This window comes from Rhodococcus xishaensis, from assembly GCF_004011825.1.
Lineage (GTDB): Bacteria > Actinomycetota > Actinomycetes > Mycobacteriales > Mycobacteriaceae > Prescottella > Prescottella xishaensis.
Genome location: NZ_RKLO01000001.1, coordinates 304,104 through 322,146 on the forward strand (window position 1 = coordinate 304,104; position 18,043 = coordinate 322,146).

18 protein-coding genes and 1 other RNA gene are annotated in these 18,043 nt (G+C 66.5%); 14 read left to right on the forward strand and 5 right to left on the reverse strand.

Annotated features, from left to right (window positions below; all coding sequences use genetic code 11):
• Positions 1–115 precede the first annotated feature (115 nt).
• A complete protein-coding gene (locus EGT50_RS01495) occupies positions 116–1,624 on the forward strand; it encodes a PepSY-associated TM helix domain-containing protein (protein WP_127950836.1) in 1,509 nt (502 codons plus the stop codon).
• A 199-nt stretch (positions 1,625–1,823) separates the two neighbouring features.
• Here EGT50_RS01495 and EGT50_RS01500 read toward each other — a convergent pair whose 3' ends face one another.
• The 4 genes from EGT50_RS01500 to hisN all read right to left on the reverse strand — a co-directional run bounded on the left by EGT50_RS01500 (position 1,824) and on the right by hisN (position 5,926).
• Complete coding sequence (locus EGT50_RS01500; RefSeq protein ID WP_127950837.1) at positions 1,824–3,044, reverse strand: acyl-CoA dehydrogenase family protein; 1,221 nt, start codon at positions 3,042–3,044, stop codon at positions 1,824–1,826.
• Positions 3,045–3,095: 51 nt separating this feature from the next.
• On the reverse strand, positions 3,096–4,508 hold the full coding sequence (locus EGT50_RS01505) for an acyl-CoA dehydrogenase family protein (protein WP_127951344.1): 1,413 nt from the start codon (positions 4,506–4,508) through the stop codon (positions 3,096–3,098).
• Positions 4,509–4,750: 242 nt separating this feature from the next.
• Positions 4,751–5,077, reverse strand: a complete 327-nt coding sequence (locus tag EGT50_RS01515; RefSeq protein ID WP_127950838.1) for a hypothetical protein — start codon at positions 5,075–5,077, stop codon at positions 4,751–4,753.
• Between the two features lie 78 nt (positions 5,078–5,155).
• Positions 5,156–5,926 (reverse strand): histidinol-phosphatase, encoded by a 771-nt coding sequence (gene hisN / locus EGT50_RS01520; RefSeq protein WP_235870507.1) that lies wholly within the window; start codon positions 5,924–5,926, stop codon positions 5,156–5,158.
• 147 nt (positions 5,927–6,073) lie between these two features.
• On the opposite strand from hisN, the gene prfB reads away from it, so the two are divergent.
• From prfB to EGT50_RS01545, 5 genes are all read left to right on the forward strand, one after another.
• Positions 6,074–7,183: a peptide chain release factor 2 gene (prfB, locus tag EGT50_RS01525; protein ID WP_127950840.1), complete on the forward strand. Its 1,110-nt coding sequence runs from the start codon at positions 6,074–6,076 to the stop codon at positions 7,181–7,183.
• A gap of 145 nt (positions 7,184–7,328) precedes the next feature.
• Positions 7,329–8,018: a cell division ATP-binding protein FtsE gene (gene ftsE / locus EGT50_RS01530; protein ID WP_127950841.1), complete on the forward strand. Its 690-nt coding sequence runs from the start codon at positions 7,329–7,331 to the stop codon at positions 8,016–8,018.
• A 62-nt stretch (positions 8,019–8,080) separates the two neighbouring features.
• Positions 8,081–8,986 carry a permease-like cell division protein FtsX gene (gene ftsX, locus EGT50_RS01535; protein ID WP_127950842.1) on the forward strand — a complete coding sequence of 302 codons (906 nt, stop codon included), beginning with the start codon at positions 8,081–8,083 and terminating at the stop codon, positions 8,984–8,986.
• A 98-nt stretch (positions 8,987–9,084) separates the two neighbouring features.
• Positions 9,085–9,558, forward strand: a complete 474-nt coding sequence (gene smpB, locus EGT50_RS01540; protein ID WP_127946354.1) for an SsrA-binding protein SmpB — start codon at positions 9,085–9,087, stop codon at positions 9,556–9,558.
• The gene (locus tag EGT50_RS01545; RefSeq protein ID WP_127950843.1) at positions 9,555–10,433 is read left to right on the forward strand and encodes a DMT family transporter; all 879 of its coding nucleotides are present in this window, start codon (positions 9,555–9,557) and stop codon (positions 10,431–10,433) included. The genes smpB and EGT50_RS01545 overlap by 4 nt, the downstream gene beginning before the upstream one ends.
• A gap of 15 nt (positions 10,434–10,448) precedes the next feature.
• Here the strand turns inward: EGT50_RS01545 and EGT50_RS01550 are convergent, their stop codons facing one another.
• Entirely contained in the window at positions 10,449–11,654 is a 1,206-nt protein-coding gene (locus tag EGT50_RS01550) for a lipase family protein (protein ID WP_127950844.1), read from the reverse strand.
• A gap of 213 nt (positions 11,655–11,867) precedes the next feature.
• Here EGT50_RS01550 and ssrA point away from each other — a divergent pair.
• From ssrA to EGT50_RS01590, 8 genes are all read left to right on the forward strand, one after another.
• Positions 11,868–12,239: a transfer-messenger RNA gene (ssrA, locus tag EGT50_RS01555) on the forward strand.
• Positions 12,240–12,331: 92 nt separating this feature from the next.
• Positions 12,332–12,565 carry a hypothetical protein gene (locus EGT50_RS17130; RefSeq protein ID WP_127950845.1) on the forward strand — a complete coding sequence of 78 codons (234 nt, stop codon included), beginning with the start codon at positions 12,332–12,334 and terminating at the stop codon, positions 12,563–12,565.
• 156 nt (positions 12,566–12,721) lie between these two features.
• Positions 12,722–13,180: a GyrI-like domain-containing protein gene (locus EGT50_RS01565; protein ID WP_164873322.1), complete on the forward strand. Its 459-nt coding sequence runs from the start codon at positions 12,722–12,724 to the stop codon at positions 13,178–13,180.
• Between the two features lie 92 nt (positions 13,181–13,272).
• Positions 13,273–13,854 carry an alpha/beta hydrolase gene (locus EGT50_RS01570; RefSeq protein ID WP_235870509.1) on the forward strand — a complete coding sequence of 194 codons (582 nt, stop codon included), beginning with the start codon at positions 13,273–13,275 and terminating at the stop codon, positions 13,852–13,854.
• 35 nt (positions 13,855–13,889) lie between these two features.
• Entirely contained in the window at positions 13,890–15,179 is a 1,290-nt protein-coding gene (locus EGT50_RS01575) for an NAD(P)/FAD-dependent oxidoreductase (RefSeq protein WP_127950848.1), read from the forward strand.
• Positions 15,176–15,919 carry a DUF1365 domain-containing protein gene (locus tag EGT50_RS01580; protein WP_127950849.1) on the forward strand — a complete coding sequence of 248 codons (744 nt, stop codon included), beginning with the start codon at positions 15,176–15,178 and terminating at the stop codon, positions 15,917–15,919. Before EGT50_RS01575 ends, EGT50_RS01580 begins: the two co-directional genes overlap by 4 nt.
• Positions 15,919–17,193: an SAM-dependent methyltransferase gene (locus EGT50_RS01585; protein WP_127950850.1), complete on the forward strand. Its 1,275-nt coding sequence runs from the start codon at positions 15,919–15,921 to the stop codon at positions 17,191–17,193. The genes EGT50_RS01580 and EGT50_RS01585 overlap by 1 nt, the downstream gene beginning before the upstream one ends.
• On the forward strand, positions 17,193–18,032 hold the full coding sequence (locus tag EGT50_RS01590) for a DUF1295 domain-containing protein (RefSeq protein ID WP_127950851.1): 840 nt from the start codon (positions 17,193–17,195) through the stop codon (positions 18,030–18,032). The genes EGT50_RS01585 and EGT50_RS01590 overlap by 1 nt, the downstream gene beginning before the upstream one ends.
• The last annotated feature ends 11 nt before the right edge of the window (positions 18,033–18,043 follow it).

An 18,043-nucleotide genomic window follows, 5' to 3' on the forward strand; every position in this document is an offset into this window, starting at 1 on the left:
GGCCGTTTTCACCGCCGACTCCTGCACCACCGTGTGCAGGTGCGCGTCGGCGTGTCCTCTCGCGGCGCGCGATTGTCCCGCGCGCCGATCCGAAACTTCAGGAAAGAGCTGTTTCATGCACGCTTCCGAAGGCGTGGGGATCTCCCCTGCGCACATTCTGAACGACCCGATAGCCAGCCCCGACACCGAGACTCAGTCCCGGGATTCGTCGCCGCCGGGTGCGCTCCGAAAGCTGGTCTTGCGACTGCACTTCTACGCCGGCATCTTTGTGGCGCCCTTTCTCGTGATCGCGACCGTCAGCGGGGGCCTGTACGCGATCGCCCCGACCCTCGAGCAGTTCGTCTACCGCGACTACCTGCACGTCGAATCGACTGGACCGGCAGCGCCGGTGAGCGAGCAGGTCGCGGCCGCGCAGGCCGAGCGACCCGATCTGACGGTGTCGGCGGTGCGTCCATCGGACGGGTCGGGGCAGACAACGCGGGTGCTGTTCAGTGATCCGACGCTCGGCGAAGGGGAGCGTCTGGCGGTGTTCGTCGACCCGGTCGCCGCGAAACCGGTCGGCGAACTCGTTGCCTACGGCAGCAGTGGCGCGCTGCCGATGCGGACGTGGATCTCCCAGCTGCACCGACACCTGCACCTTGGCGAAGCGGGTCGTGTCTACAGCGAACTCGCGGCATCGTGGCTGTGGGTGATCGCGCTCGGTGGCGTCTACCTATGGGTGAGTCGATTCCGGGCGGCCCGCCCCCGTGGCGCGTCCGCCGCATCGCGGCTGTCGGCATCCGCCGCACCGCGGCTGTCGGCATCCGCCGCACCGCGGCTGTGGACGCTGGGGGGTGGGACCCGTGGACGCAATCGTGCGCTCGGGTGGCACGGCGCAATCGGACTGTGGCTGGTACTGGGGCTGGTGTTCCTGTCGGCGACGGGTTTGACCTGGTCGAAGTACGCGGGAGAGAACGTCTCCAATCTGCGGGCGTCGCTCGGCTGGACCACGCCATCGCTGTCGAAGGAGCTCACCGGCGACGATGCGGTCCCGGCCGCCGGCGGAACCCAGGTGCTCGACACCAACGTCGGACGTGTCGACGACGTCCTCGCGACCGCCGCGACCACTGGCGTTACCGGTCCGGTCGAGGCGTCGATCCCGTCGAACGCCGACACCGCATTCACCGTGACCCAGATTCGCGAGCCGTTCCAGTTTTCGCCGGACTCGGTGGCGATCGACGGCGCGACCGGGCAGATCACCGACACCTCGCGGTTCGCGGACTGGCCGCTCGCAGCGAAGCTCACCAGCTGGGGCATAGGCCTGCACATGGGCATCCTGTTCGGTCTCGCCAACCAGATCGCGCTGTTGGCGTTGGCGGTCGCGCTGCTGGTGGTGATAGTCCTCGGTTACGTCATGTGGTGGCGGCGCCGTCCCACGCGCGGTCCGCGGCGGTGGGGTCGTCCGCCGGCTCGTGGCGCGCTGCGCAGCCTGCGACCGGTGACGGTCGCTGCGATCGTGATCGGGTCCCTGTTGGTCGGATGGTTCGTGCCGCTGCTGGGACTCACCCTGCTCGGATTCATGGCCGTCGACATGATCCTCGGTGTGTTGCAGCGCGGACGAGCTTCGACCGGCGTCAGCAACTGAGCGACGACTTGTCGCGGCTAGCGCCGCGCTGAGTTCAGACCTCGAGGGTGCCTGTCGCTTGCGCGGCAGGCACCCCCTTCTGCGACGCGTGGGCGATTGACACGCGCGAGTGATGCGGAACTGGCGGAAGCCGTCGACGAGGACGTCCCCGCCATCCTCGCTGGAGTGGATGGCGGGGACGAACTCACGATCGCGCAGACTACTTCAGTTCGGCGGACGTCTTGCCCAGTAGACGGCGGGCGATGATGAGTTGCTGGATCTGCTGAGTGCCCTCGAAGATGTCGAGGATCTTGCTGTCGCGGGCCCACTTCTCGAGCAGGGGGCGCTGCGAGTAACCCAATGTGCCGGCGAGTTCGACGGCCTTGAGCGACACCGCGGTCCCGGTGCGGCCGGCCTTCGCCTTCGACATCGACGCTTCGAGCGAGTTGGGCTTCTTGTTGTCGGCCATCCAAGCCGCGCGGAGCGCCAGCAGGTACGACGCCTCCCAGTCCGCTTCGAGAGCCAGGAACTCGGCGGCCGCGGCGTGCTGGTTGTACGCGGGGATGTCGTACGAGATCTCCACGCCGGCCTCTTCCAGGATGCTGCGAAGCTCCTCGAGTGCGGCGCGGCCCAGTCCGATGGCCATGCCTGCGACGATGGGGCGGGTGTTGTCGAACGTCTGCATGACGCCCGCGAAACCCTTCTCCACGTGCACTTCCGGGTCGCCGAGCAGGTTGTCCTTCGGAATGCGGCAGTCCTGCAAGAGAAGCACCGCGGTGTCGGACGCCTTGATGCCGAGCTTGTGCTCGAGGCGGGCCACGCTCAGGCCTGGTGCATCGCGTGGCACGACGAAGGACTTGATCGCTGCGCGGCCCTTGGTCTTGTCGACCGTCGCCCACACAACGATGTGGGTGGAGCGTTCGCCGGCGGTGACGAAGATCTTCTCACCGTTGAGGACCCACTCGTCGCCGTCGAGCACGGCGGTGGTGGTCACGGCCGCCGAGTCGGAGCCGAAGCCGGGCTCGGTGATGGCCATCGAGGCCCACGCCTTGCCGAACCGCTCGAGCTGCTCGTCGGTCGCGACCGCGGCGATCGCCGAGTTGCCGAGGCCCTGGTAGGGGATCGACAGGGTCAGACCCACATCACCCCAGCAAGTCTCGATCACGTTCATCAGCGACGACATGTTGCCGCCGTTGGTGTTGGCGATGACCTTCGGTTCGTCGCCGTTCTGGTCGGCGGTCCGGCCCAGGGTGGCTCCGGCTGCGGCCTGGCCCGAGTCACCCAGACCCTCGACCATGGCAGCCATGGTGTCGAGTTCCTTGGGGTACGCGTGCTCGGCCAGGTCGTACTTGCGGGAGATTGGCCGGAAGATCTGTGCTGCGACCTGATGCGCCTGGTTCGCAGAGGCTTTCAGTTTCTTGGGAAGTTCGAGATTGATCATCGAAAGGTCTCCTGTCGGAGGATCCGAGGGATCCGGCGGATCGGGTCGGCGTCAGATGAGGACGATGCCTTCGGCAACGCCGATGGCTCGCAGGTCGCGGTACCAACGCTCCACCGGGTGCTCCTTGGTGTAGCCGTGGCCTCCGAGTAGCTGGACACCGTCCAGGCCGATCTGCATACCCTTGTCCGACGCAAGCTTTCGGGCCAGCGCCGCCTCGCGAGCGAACGACAGGCCTTGCTCGGCGCGCGACGCTCCGCGCAGCGTCACCAGCCGCATGCTGTCGAGTTCGATCGCGATGTTCGAGACCATGAACGCCACCGCCTGACGGTGGCTTACCGGCTCGCCGAACGCCTCGCGTTCGTTGACGTAGGGAATCACGTAGTCGAGCACGGCCTGGCTGGTGCCCACCGCGAGCGATGCCCAACCGAGGCGCGCCAGACGGATCGCGTCGGCGTACTCACGCGCACGCTGGTCGGCGTCGCCGTCGCCGAGGATCGCCGACTCCGGCACCGCGACGTCGGTGAGGATGAGCCGGCCGAGGCCGGCCGCACGCAGACCCATGCTCGGATCTGCCTCGACGGTAAGGCCCTTGGTGTCGGACTCGATGAGGAAGAACGCCGGCCGGCCGTCGAGTTCGGCGGCGACGACGAACAGTTCCGCCGATCCGGCCGCCGGAACGAGGCTCTTGATGCCGTTGAGCCGGTAGCCGCTGGGGGAGCGGACCGCCTTGGTCTGCAGCGCGAACGGATCGAACAGCGCGCGCGGCTCGCTCACCACCACCGCCGCGGCAGGGACGTTCTCACCGGCGAACGCGGGCAGGTACGTCTTCTGCTGCGCGTCGGTGCCCCACTGGGTGAGGGCGACGGCTACGCCGCTCGGAGCGAGGATCGGCAGTGCCAGACCCATGTCGCCGTGCGCAAGGGCTTCGGCGACGAGCGAATTGGTGACCGCCCCCCGCTCGGACGCGGCACCGTCGAGTTCCTCGGGGATGTTGATCATCGTGATGCCGAGTTCGGCAGCGCGGCCGAGCAGATCGGAGGGCGCGGCGGTGGCCTCGTCGGCGTCGTGCGCGGCCGGGCGCAGGATCTCGGCTGAGAACTCGCGTACGGTCTCGACGATCATCTTCTGCTCGTCGGTGGGCGTCAGGTCGAAGTAGTGGGCGTTCTTGGCGGCACCGTCTGGCAAGCGCTGGGGTGCGCCGCCGCCGGAAACGCGGTTGAACACACGGGTCGCGGCACCGAGCGTCCGGAAGCCGGTCTTGGTGCCCTCGTAGGTGACACGGTCGATCACCTGCCGCAGGTTGTACCTCTCGGCCAGGTCGGACCCGGTGATCCGGGTCAGCACGCGCATCGCGGCGCCCATTGCGTCGCGCCGGATCGGGTTCAAGCCGACCGCCGAGGTATCGCGGGGTTCACGCTTGGCGCCGTTCGTCTTCACAACGTCTTGCTTGCTCATGGTGACCATTTCTCCGGGTGCGGACTCGGACACCACCACCTTACTCCGGAGTAAGAAACGAAGTCGAGGCAATTGGAAAAGTGACGAGTCACACAATCTAGGCACTGTCGGCCGGCGAACTCCGAGTTCAACCCAACGTCAGACGAGCGTGCAGGTGATCCCCTCGGCTCGACTCCCAGGGCGAGGCTCCGTCGACTCCAGCTGCGTCGACTCCAGCTGCGTCGACTCCAGCTCCGTCGACTCCAGCTCCGTCAACTCCACGGGGCAATGGGCGGCTTGACCCACATGATCTTCTCGTCGGTGTGCGGGCGAACGGCCCGCGGATCGCCGTGGTGCTGGGCAGCCCAGCGATCCTTCTCGTCGATCAACTCCGCGGCAGCAGTCCATGTCTCGCGGGTGCTGGGTGGGTTGGTGCCGGCGGCTCGTGCCAGCTTGCGGAGGCGGTCGTCGCGCATATCGAGCAGTTCAGCGCCGGTGATGCCGCGGTCCCAGGCGAACCGGGCCAGTGCCCGCGCCTTCTCCCGGCGCCTGCGGCTCGCCTGATCGGTGTGGGCGAAGTCGACGTCGTCAGCGTCCATCCGTGTCACTCCCGTCACGATCGGCTCTGATCGGTGGCCCCGATTGTGCCGCGCAGGTCACGAGCGCGCGCAACCCGATCAGCCCAGGCGTGCGAGGACTTCCTCGTGCAGCAGGCCGTTCGACGCGACGGCGCTGCCTCCGTGCGGGCCGTCGACACCCTCGAGGTTCGTGAAGCGGCCGCCGGCCTCGCGGACCAGCAGGTCCAGCGGCGCGAGGTCCCACAGCGATACCTCGGGTTCGGCTGCGATCTCGAGCGTGCCCTCGGCCAGCAGGCAGTAGGAGAGGAAGTCGCCGTAGCCGCGCACGCGCCACACGGCGTCGGTGAGGTCGACGAACTGATCGCGGATGCCCCGGTCCCTCCACCCGGACAGCGAGGAGAAGCTCAGGCTCGCCGATGCCAGATCGCCGACACCGGAAACCGACAGAACGCGTGCGTCGCCGACGTCGTACGACGCCCACGCGCCCTCACCGGCCGACGCCCACCAGCGGCGGTTCAGCGCCGGTGCGCTCACCGCGCCTACCACCGGCACCCCATTCTCGAGGAGCGCGATCAGACTGGCCCATACCGGGACGCCGCGAACGAAGTTCTTGGTGCCGTCGATCGGGTCGATCACCCACTGGCGCCCCTCGAACGTGGCGTCTCCTCCGAACTCCTCGCCCAGCACCGCGTCGGCCGGGCGCTCGGCGGTCAGCACAGCCCGCAGCGCGCGCTCGACGGCGAGGTCGGCATCGGAGACCGGCGTCAGGTCGGGCTTGGAATCGACCTTCAGGTCGAGCGCTCCGAAGCGGGCACGGGTGATGGAGTCGGCTTCGTCGGCAAGACGCAGCGCGAGTTCGAGATCGGTCACCCGTTCGACGCTAATGCACCGGCCGTGCCCTCGCCGCCCTCGGCCATCGACGATGCTGCTCTGGGCCTTCAACGATTCGGTGAGAAGGGAAGTCGTGTGGTTGGTGCGGCGCCGGACCGTGTGATGCACCCGGTAGCCTGGATAACTGTGCATCCTGATGTTTCCTCTGACCTAGCCGAGCTCGACACCACTTTGACCACTGTCGAGAAGGTGCTCGATGTCGAGGAGCTGCGTCGCCGCATCGACGAACTCGAACACCAGGCGTCCGATCCCGAACTGTGGAACGACCAGGAGCATGCCCAGAAAGTCACGAGCCAGCTTTCGCACGCACAGGCGGAGCTGCGCCGTGTCGAGGAGTTGCGCTCGCGCCTCGAGGACATGACCGTCCTCTACGAGCTCGCCGAGGAGGAGGGGCCGGAGGCCATCGCCGACGCGCACGCCGAGCGGGCACAGTTGCGCACCGACGTCGAGGCGATGGAAGTCAAGACGATGCTCTCGGGCGACTACGACCAGCGTGACGCGCTCGTCAACATCCGCGCCGGCGCCGGTGGCGTCGACGCTGCGGACTGGGCCGAGATGCTCATGCGCATGTACATCCGCTGGGCCGAGAAGCGCGGCTACGGTGTCGAGGTCTACGACACCTCCTACGCCGAAGAGGCCGGCATCAAGAGCGCGACCTTCGCGGTCAAGGCGCCCTACAGCTACGGCACGCTGTCGGTCGAGATGGGCACGCACCGACTGGTGCGGATCAGCCCGTTCGACAACCAGGGTCGCCGCCAGACGTCGTTCGCGGAGGTCGAGGTGCTCCCGGTGGTGGAGACCACCGACCACATCGACATCGACGAGAACGACGTCCGCGTCGACGTCTACCGCTCATCCGGGCCGGGTGGCCAGTCGGTCAACACCACCGACTCGGCGGTGCGGCTGACGCACGTCCCGACCGGGATCGTCGTCACCTGTCAGAACGAGAAGTCGCAGCTGCAGAACAAGGTGTCGGCGATGCGGGTTCTGCAGGCCAAGCTGCTCGAGCGCAAGCGCCAGGAAGAACGCGCCGAAATCGACGCACTCAAGGGTGACGGTGGCAGCTCGTGGGGCAACCAGATGCGCTCGTATGTGTTGCACCCGTACCAGATGGTCAAGGATCTGCGCACCGAGTACGAGGTGAACAACCCGGCTGTCGTGCTCGACGGCGAGATCGACGGATTCATCGAGGCCGGCATTCGCTGGCGGATGAGCGAAGCCCAGGCCCAAGCCTAGGCCGAATGCAGACCACGCTCGCCTTCAGTTTCGAACCGTAAGAACCTGGCGGATGCAAGGACGGTTCCCAGCCCGGAGGGCTGATGCTGCAGCACGTGAACTACGTCACAAGATTACTTTTCGATAACGGCTAGACTATGTCCTCGTGATCAGCGTCAAGGATGTCTCGAAGTTCTACAAGGCCTCCACGAGGCCGGCCCTGGACAAGGTGAGCATCGAGGTGGACAAGGGTGACTTCGTCTTCCTGATCGGACCCTCCGGGTCGGGCAAGAGTACGTTCATGCAGCTTCTGCTCAGGGAGGAGACCCCTACCTCCGGGGACATCCACGTCGCGGATTTCCACGTCAACAAGCTGTCGAGCCGGCGCGTTCCCAAGTTGCGCCAGAGCGTCGGCTACGTCTTCCAGGACTTTCGCCTGCTGCCGAACAAGACGGTGTCGGAGAATGTCGCGTTCGCGCTCGAGGTGATCGGCAAGTCCCGTTCGATCATCGAGCGCACCGTCCCCGAGGTGCTCGAACTGGTGGGCCTGTCCGGCAAAGCCGACCGCATGCCCAATGAGTTGTCGGGCGGTGAGCAGCAGCGTGTCGCGATTGCCCGCGCGTTCGTGAACCGGCCGCTGGTCCTGCTCGCCGACGAGCCCACCGGCAACCTCGACCCGGACACCAGCACCGACATCATGTTGCTGCTCGAACGGATCAACCGCACCGGCACCACCGTGCTCATGGCCACACACGACCACCACATAGTCGACTCGATGCGTCGCCGCGTCGTCGAACTCGAACTCGGCCGGGTGGTGCGCGACGAAGCGAGAGGCGTGTACGCCGTCGGCCGTTAGGCCGGCGACGGCACCTGTCCGCCGCCCCCTCGAACAGACGACCCAAGGACTGCGATACCCCGATGCGTGCCAGCTTCATCTCCAGCGAGGTCCTGACCGGCCTGCGCCGCAACATCACGATGACCGTCGCGATGATCCTCACGACTGCGATCTCGCTGGGCCTGTTCGGCGGTGGCCTGTTGGTCGTCCAGATGGCTGACAAGACCAAGGAGATCTTCCTGGACCGTGTCGAGGTGCAGCTGTTCCTCACCGAGGACATCTCCGCTTCCGACGCGAACTGCGAGCAGGACATCTGCCGGAACATCCGCAGCGACCTCGAGAACACCGACTCGGTGGTCTCGGTGCATTACCTCAACCGTGACGACGCAGTCGCCGACGCCACCGACCGGGTGTTCAAGGACAACCCTGAGTTGGCGTCGCTCGTCGACCCCCAGAGCTTCCCCGCGTCCTTCAAGGTCAAACTGAGCGATCCCGAGCAGTTCGGTGCCATCGACGCCGCGTTCGCGCAGCGTCCCGGCATCGACAGCATCCTCAACCAGCGTGAGCTGGTCGATCGTCTGTTCAGCGTGCTCAACGGCGTCAGGAACGCGGCGTTCGCGATCGCGATCGTGCAGGCGATCGCCGCGATCTTCCTGATCGCCAACATGGTTCAGGTGGCTGCACTCACCCGGCGCACCGAGGTGGGCATCATGCGATTGGTCGGTGCTACACGCTGGTACACCCAGTTGCCGTTCCTGCTCGAGGCAGTCGTTGCCGCGCTGATCGGTTCGGCGCTGGCGATTGCGGGGCTCTTCGCGGTGAAGAACCTGTTTGTCGACAACGTCCTCGCCGAAATCTACGACGCGAACATCGTGGCACGGATCTCCAACAGCGACGTGCTGCTGGTATCGCCATTCATCGTGATCGTCGGTGCCGGTCTGGCGGCGATCACCGCCTATGGCGCGCTGCGGCTGTACGTGCGGAAGTGACGACGGCTCGGCCGGATATACCGTTTGCGGGCGCCTCTATGCTGGTAGTCGTACCAACGTTCGTGGTGTGAAACCGACAGTGGAATGAGGGCCCGAAAGTGAAAGAGAAGGGCCGCAAGGTCATCGCGACCAACCGCAAGGCACGGCACAACTACACCATCATCGACACCTACGAGGCGGGTGTGGCGCTGGTCGGCACCGAGGTGAAGAGCCTGCGGGAGGGCAAAGCGTCGCTGGTGGACGCGTTCGCCACCGTCGACGACGGTGAGGTGTGGCTGCGCGGCCTGCACATCCCCGAGTACACGCAGGGCACATGGACCAACCATTCGCCGCGCCGCACTCGCAAGTTGCTGCTCCACCGTCGCGAGATCGAGCACTTGGTCGGTAAGACCCGCGAGGGTAACCAGACGCTGGTGCCGCTGTCGATGTACTTCTCCGACGGCAAGGTCAAGGTCGAACTCGCTCTCGCGAAGGGCAAGCAGGACTACGACAAGCGCCAGGACCTCGCCCGACGCACGGCGGAGCGTGAGGTGACCCGCGAACTCGGACGCCGGGTGAAGGGCATGCGCTGACCACTGTCCTCCTCGCTCTCGCGTCCGCGATCGGCTTTGGAGTCAGCGACTTCGTCGGCGGGGTCGCGTCTCGGCGCGTCACCGCGCTGCGGGTGGTGATCGTCTCCTACCCGCTCTCTGTCCTGTTGGTGCTCGCCTTCGCCCCGTTCGTCGGCGGTGAGATCAGCGGTGAGTCATTGCTGTGGGGTGCCGCGTCCGGTGTCGGGGCCGGTCTGGCGGTGTGGTGGTTCTACCTCGCGCTCGCGTCCGGACCGATGGCCGTCATCTCGCCGCTGACCGCCGTCCTGGTCGCCGGACTGCCGGTGACCGTTGGCATCATGCTCGGCGAGCGGCCCGGTGCCGTAGCCTATTTCGGGATCGTGGCTGCACTAGCCGCTGTCGTGCTGGTGTCCCGGGAATCGACCGACGGAGGGGCCGGTCCGGTTATCGGCGGTCGGCAGATGCGGTTCAGTCGAACGGTCGCTTGGCTGACCTTCGGCTCGGGGGTTACCTTCGCGTTTTCCTTCATTGCACTGGGTCAGATCCCCGCGGGAACAGGATTGTGGCCGCTCGCCGCCGCCCGCGGGGCGGCGACCGCCGTGGTTTGGCTGGTGGCGTTGTGCACGTGGCAATTCCGGCCCCCGCGAGGCGAGATCCTCCACCTATCCGTCTTCGTCGCGGTTCTCGACGTGACGGCCAATGCCGCGTTCATGTTCGCGCTGCAAGGGGGACTGCTGTCTTTGGTGAGCGTGATCGGCTCGCTCTATCCGGCCGCGACGGTACTGCTCGCGATGGTGATGCTCGGCGAGCGGGTGAGCCGCATCCAGGTTACGGGCATGCTGCTGGCGCTCGCGTCCGTCGCGATGATCGCCGTGGCCGCCACGTTCGCGGTGTAGCGGCCGGCGGGTGACTCAGCAGTTGGTGGGCGCGGGCAGTCCCGCGAACCGATCCTCCAGGTATTGGAGGGCTTCGGGCAGGCCCACGAGCGCAGTCGTCATGTGTTCGGCGATGGGGTAGCCGCGGAACATCAGCGACGCGCCGGCCTTGCAGTACCGGTCGGCCGTCGCGGCGACGGCACCGTACGGCGTCAACTGGTCGCCGACGCCCTGCCACATGAACACCGGCGCGGTCGGCACTCTCGAGTAGTTGACCAGACTGTTCTCGCGCATCACGCCGCGCGCGGTCTCGTCTTGGAGCAGGCTCGTCGAGTTCGTGACCTCGGCGGCGCCGTACGCCTGACCCTTCGCGAAGATCATCGCGACGCACTCGTCCTTGAGTTCGTCACGCAGTGCGAGCCCTACCTGGTTCAGTTGGTCACTGATCGGCAGGCGATCCGGATACTCGCGCTCGAGTCCGAGAGCGGCGGCGAATCCGAGGCCGAATCCGGGATGCCGGTCCATCTGGCCGAGGCCTAGGGCCATCTCCTCGATGTCCGCCGGGACGCCGCCCTGCGCGACGCCGACGAGTTCGACGTCGGGCGCGTACGTGGAATTCATCGCGGCCGCCCACGCGGTGGACAAGCCGCCACCGGAGTATCCGGCCAGCGCCACTGGACTGTCGGACAGGCGCAGCTCCGGCAGTTGCTTGACGGCGCGGACGCCGTCGAGCGTGATCATCCCGCCGAGCCTGGCGGCGCCGTACGCGCTGGTGGGACCCAAGTGGTCGGGGATCGCAACCGCCCACCCCCTCGCCAGTGCGGCCGGCAGGCCGAGGACGTCTGAGATCTCTCCGGTCATCAGTCCCGTGGATGGGGCGCAGCGCAGGCCGAGTGAGTTCACGATTACCTGGTAGGAGAGGACCGGGATGTCCGAGGGCGCGTTCACGGGCTTGACAACCGTGGTGATTGCCGGGATCGGCTTACCGGCCGAGTTGGTGGACCGGTACTTGATCTGCCACACCTCGTGCCCCGGCAGCAGCCACGTGTCCTGACGACGGCTCGCGAGGACGTCGCCAGGGGCCGTCGAGTTGATGTCGGCGGGCGCGGCGAAGAACGGGTCCGGTAGAGGGGTGGGATACGCGGGGGCGGACGAGGTCGTCGGTGCCGAGACGGTTGCTGCGGCCAGTGCCGCCAATACGAGTGCCATGAAAGTTGTAGATCGACGTGCCAACGACTCCATGAAATTGCCCCCAATGCAGAATTGAAAGCCACCGGATCGTACGCCTGAGGCACGACACTAACGGAATCGCGGGTACCGGAAGGTGAAATAGGTTGGACCGAGGCATCCGGACGTGTAACCGGGCCTGGTTCGGACCTGCCGTCAAGAATCGGGATGATTCCCGTGTGCCCGTGGGTTACAGTAAATAGCTCCGCGAGAGTCGCGGGGACGTACGGGGCTGAACGGTTTCGACTGCGTACGTTGAGTTAGGGGAAGCGTGTCGGTGCAGGCAAGAGACCACCGTAAGCGTCGCTGCAAACAAATAAGCGCCGATTCCAATCAGCGCGACTACGCACTCGCTGCCTGATCAGCGACTGCGTGTCTGTCAGACCGGGTTCGCCCTCGCCCCGGATCCTGGCATCAGCTAGAGGGCTTCACCGTTCCACTCGGTCGCGGAGTGGGGCGGGACAACCAACAGCGACTGGGATCGTCATCACGGCTTGTTCGCGGGACCGGGAGATCCGAGTAGAGGCATAGCGAACTGCACACGGAGAAGCCCTGGCAAAGCGGCGGAGGACCCGGGTTCGATTCCCGGCAGCTCCACCAAAGGGCCTGGTCAGAGAGTAAGTCCACTTTCTCACCAGGCCTTTTTTGCTGTCCGTCTACCCGGTTCGACTCGGAGGACTATGTTGTGGCGCGTGCTGAGTGGTATCGAGAAGGTCGTTGTCACGGTGTCTGCGCACCAACTGGATTCGTTCCGGAGTGTCGAGGGAAGAGCGCGGCAACAGTGGGCTCGGTCGCTCGCCGACCGCGGAGAGTCATGGCGTGACGCAGGCCTCCACCTCGTCGACAGCCAGCCGGACTCGGAGATGGTCGATCACCTCGTGTACCGGTTCGAAGGAACGACCGTCGAGTGCGTGTCAGTCAGTTGAGTGGCAGCGTTGGCAACGCTAGTCCTTCTTGCGATGCCAGAGTCGGCGACGGGCCGTGTGACGAAGCTCCAGGCAGCCATGCCGGTGCACGGCGACGTGGATGTCGGGAATCACGGATGTCGTCGCAGCAGCCTGCTAGTTTTCGAGGACAGGCGAGTGAACGGGAGGGGAGGGGCTTTCGTGCAGATCGTGGAGCGGCCGCCGGAGACGATCGTCGGAATCGAGGTTGTGGCTCCGTTCGACGACCTTTCCGTGGTGGTGCCGCAGGCGTGGGCCCGGGTGTTCGCACGGCGCAGTGACCTGCTGAGAGGCCCGGACGACGTCTTCGTCGAGTTCAGTACTGATCTGGGCGACGGTGACTACCGAGAGTTGCTCGGCGCCGTCGTCACGGTGCCGCCCCTGTCCCTGCCCGAGGGCTGGCGTCTCGGCAAGGCGCCCGCCGGCCGATATCTGCACCACCGGCACCTGGGGGACGAGGCGTCGATCACCGACAGTTTCGGAGCGATGTATCGCTGGGCGGAGACGAACGAACAGCGACCCGGTCCGCACCGGCTCGACTTCGGATACCTACCGGACCACACTGGCCCGCACGATCTGTATCTGAGCCTCAACTAGCCGCGCCGGGTACCCATCCACCTTCCGGTCGGCTCCGAATCTCGCTCATGGGGCTACCGAAACGAGTTGGTCGTAGGGGCACCGAACCATCGTTGACCGTTCTGGTGCTGCCCGGTGGCAAGGTCACCGATCGGCGCCGAACGAGACCGTGGCAGGTGGCCGATCTGCGCATGTGGGCCTTCACGTGGGCGCTCCGGAGACTCGGTAGCGGTATCGACGTGCGTCAGGTTCGCTACCGCCGACGCGGATGGAACGGGGACGACCGCAGCCCGGTCCACGACGTCCGGGGAGTGCTCGACGAGCTGCGGCCCTCCGGGACGCCGGTTGTGCTGATCGGACACTCGATGGGCGGTCGGGTCGCTGCTGTTGTCGCCGATGATCCACAGGTCGTGGCCCTGCTTGCGCTCGCGCCGTGGTGGCCCGACGGCGAGGGCGCCCGAATTCCGACAGCAACGCGAATGGTCGTCGTCCACGGCACCGCGGACCGTTGGACCGATCCGCTCGCCTCGCGGATGCAGACCGAGTTGGCGGCCGCCCGGGGCGTGCCCGTGCACTGGATCGGTGTCGCCGGAGCAGGTCATGCGATGCTGCGACACCCCTGGCGCTGGCGTCGGATCGCGGTCGATTTCGTGCGCGACCAATCGCACCAGCTCTCGGCTCCGAATGTTTCGTGAGAAACCGGTGACGAGGCAGAGGGAACGGTACAGGGATGCTCGATGAGCACAGCATTCGCCGACGTCGGCGTGTTGCCGTGGTCGGCGGCGGCGTCGCCGGGCTGACGGCGTCGTGGGTGCTGTCGAAGAGTGCCGATGTGACTTTGTACGAGGCCGCCGGCCGTCTCGGTGGGCACGCCGACACCCATCGCGTCCCGACCCCGTCGGGTGATGTCATTCCGGTCGACACCGGCTTCATCGTGCACAACGATCGCACCTATCCGACGCTGCTGCGGCTGTTCGCCGAACTCGGCGTGACCAGTCAGGACTCGGACATGAGCATGTCGATCCGGTGTGACGGTTGCGGTCTCGTGTATTCGGGTGGCCAAGGGCTGCGGGGCCTGCTGCCGACCCCGTCCACGCTCGGGCGCGCCAGGTACATGCGAATGCTGCTCGAAGTCAGGCGCTTTCATCGGACTGCGTCGGCGATGCGGACGGACGGCGGCGACGACGATCGCACACTTCAGCAATTCCTGACCGACGGCGCCTTCTCCGCGTACTTCACTGCCCACTTCATGACCCCGCTGGTCTCGGCGGTGTGGTCGTGCAACTCATCGACGGCACTGCAGTACCCGACCCGATCGCTGTTCGCGTTCCTCGACCACCACGGCATGCTCAGTGTCGGCGGCTCGCCGACCTGGCGGACCGTGCGCGGCGGCAGCGTCGAGTATGTGCGCCGGGTGGCCGCACGGATCGGCGAGGTGCGGGTCGATGCGCCGGTGCGGGCCGTCCACCGGCACGCCGATCGTGTCGAGATCCGCGACGACAGCGACGACCTGCGGGAGTTCGACGCCGTGGTGGTGGCTACCCACCCGCAGCAGGCGCTCAAACTGCTGGCCGCCCCTACCGCACTGCATCACGAAGTGCTCGGTGCGATGCCCTACTCGGTGAACCATGCGCAACTGCACACCGACGAGAGTGTGTTGCCCCGGGCGCCACGAGCGCGGGCTTCGTGGAACTACTGCATGCCGTCCTGCGCGAGCCGCCCAGAGCAGGTTCTCGTCAGCTACGACTTGTCGCGACTGCAACGGCTGCCCGACACCGGGGAGCGGTACGTGGTGACACTGGGCGGCAGCGACGTCGTGGACCCGGAAAGGGTCCTCGACACGATGGAGTACGAGCATCCGCAGTACACCCCTTCCTCGCTCGCAGCGCAGCGACGGCTGCCGGAACTGAGCGATCACACCGTGGCGTTCGCGGGTGCCTACCACGGGTGGGGATTCCACGAGGATGGTGCGCTGTCGGGGGTGCGCGCCGCGGAGAGCGTCGGAGGACGGTGGACATGACCGGACCGGACTTTCGCGCAACCCCGGCGATCTACCGGACGACGATCACCCATTCGCGAACCGCGCCGCTGCGCAACGTTTTCCGCTACCGCAGCTACAGCTGGTACGTCGACATCGACGATCAGCCGCGGCTTCCGCGTCCACTGCGGCCGCTCGCCGGGTTCGCGCCCGGCGACCACCTGGGCGAGCCATCGCGGAGCCTGCGGGAGAACGTCGACGCGTTCCTGTCCGCCCACGGAGTCGATCTGCATGGCGGAAAGGTCCTGCTGCTCACCAACGCCCGTGTGTTCGGGTACGTCTTCAACCCGCTCAGCGTCTTCTGGTGCTACGACTCGGACGGACGTCAGGTGTGCGTGATAGCGGAGGTGCACAACACGTACGGCCAACGGCACTGCTATCTGCTGCAGCCCGACGCCGATGGGAACGCGCGGGTCGCCAAGGAGTTCTACGTGTCACCATTCAACGACGTGGACGGCGAGTACCGGATGACATTGCCGCCGCCTGGTTCGCGGTTGCGGTTGGCGATCACGCTCGAGCGGCCCGGGCAGCCTCCGTTTGTCGCGGCCGTGGTGGGCGAGCGCAGGGACGCGACGAGGCGGGAAGTGGTGGCTGCCGCCCTGGCGGTGCCCCTCGCGCCGCTGCGGGTGTCGGCACAGATCCGGTGGCAGGGAATCCGATTGTGGGCGAGAGGTTTACCCGTCCGGCCGCGACCGGAGCACCGACGGCAGGAGGCGGTGTGATGACCGCCCGGCTGGCAACTGTCGAGCTGGTACCCAACCGATGCGTGTGGGGTGACCTGCATGTCCCGCCGTCGGGTCTGCGGGCCCGTGTCGGACGTCGGGTCGTCGACGCGCTGTTCCGCAACGCCGTATCACGGCTACCGATCCGGGTCATGTTCCCGGACGGTACGGAGCTGGGCGACCGCACCTTGCGGGACGCGCCCGAGATGCTGGTGCATCGCCCGCTGGACTTCACCGCTCGGGTGGGGGAGAGCGGACTCATCGGCTTCGGAGAGTCCTACATGGCCGGGGACTGGTCCGCGCCCGATCTCACCGCCGTGCTCGAGGTATTCGCTGCCCGCGCCGCGACGCTGATCCCCCAACCGCTGCAGCGGCTGCGGGGACTGGTGATCCCGAAGCCACCCCCCAGCGAGAAGGGCACGCCCCGCAACACCCGGGCGAACATCCCGCGACACTACGACCTGTCGAACGAACTGTTCGAACTGTTCCTCGACTACACCCTCACCTACTCGAGCGCCCTGTTCGACCGCACCGACGTGGCCCCCTCATGGCACGATCTGGCCGACGCGCAACGCCGCAAGATCGACCGCCTGCTCGACAAAGCCGGCGTCCGCGAGGGCAGCCGGATCCTCGAGATCGGCACCGGCTGGGGTGAACTCGCGATCCGTGCCGCCGCCCGTGGAGCGACAGTGCGATCGGTCACGCTGTCGACCGAACAGCAGCAGTTGGCACGCAACAGGGTCGCTGAGGCCGGCTTCGCCGATCGGATAGACGTGGATCTGGTGGACTACCGCCAGGTCGACGGGGAGTACGACGCGGTGGTGTCGGTCGAGATGATCGAGGCTGTGGGACACCAGTTCTGGGGCACCTACTTCCGCACGCTCGATCGGGTGCTCGCGCCCGGGGGGCGCGTCGCGATCCAGGCGATCACCATGCCGCACGATCGGATGCTCGCTACCCGTAACACCTACACCTGGGTGAACAAGTACATCTTCCCGGGCGGCTTCCTGCCGTCCGTGCGGGCGATCGAGGAGATCACCGAACACGAAACAAGCCTGCGCGTGCGGGAGCGACTGTCGATGGGTGACCACTATGCGCGGACGCTTCGGCTGTGGGACGAACGCTTCGCGGCGCACACCGACGACGTCGCCGGGCTCGGCTTCGACGAGGTCTTCCGTCGAATGTGGCACTTCTACCTGTGCTACTCGGAAGCCGGTTTCCGCTCCGGCTACCTCGATGTCCAGCAGATCGTTCTCGACCGGCGGGAGGAATGATGAACGTCGTCGACAGTGTTGCCAGCCAGGTTCTGGCCCAGGACGCTAGCTCCGGATTCGACTGGGGCGGTTTCACGTTCGTTACCATCACCAGCTTGATCGCGATCGCGCTCCTCATTGTGGTCACCGCCGTGTTCGGGTTCCGGCTCGGCCGGCACAACGTAGTCGACGTCTCGTGGGGCATCGGCTTCGTGGTGATCGCGTTGGTGTCGGCAGTATTCGGGGACGGCGACCTGTGGCGCCGCTGGCTGCTCGCAGCGCTGGTCGCTGTGTGGGGTCTGCGGTTGGCGTCACACATGGCCAGACGCGGCCGCGGACGCGGTGAGGATCCCCGGTACGAGAAGATGCTCGACGACGCCGGCGGCAACCGCACACGTGCCGCGATCCGCAAGATCTATTTCACGCAGGGCATCGCTCTGTGGTTCGTCTCTCTGCCGGTGCAGGTCTCGGCCGTCACGCACGGTCGTCTCGGAGTGTTGACCGTCGTCGGCATCCTGCTGTGGATCATCGGGTTCGCATTCGAATCCGTCGGCGACGCCCAGATGTCTGCGTTCAAAGCGGACACGGCCAACCGCGGCACGATCATGGACCGCGGGTTGTGGGGATGGACCCGGCACCCGAACTACTTCGGCGACGCGTGCATTTGGTGGGGGATCTTCCTGATCTCTGCCCAGACGTGGCCCGGAGTGCTCACCGTCCTCTCGCCGGTCGCGATGACGTACTTCCTCGTCTACGCGACCGGGGCGAGGCGGCTCGAACTGCACATGGCGCAGCGTCCCGGTTACCCCGACTACCAGCAGCGCACCAGCTACTTCCTGCCGCGACCGCCACGCCGCTGAGCTGGCGCGTG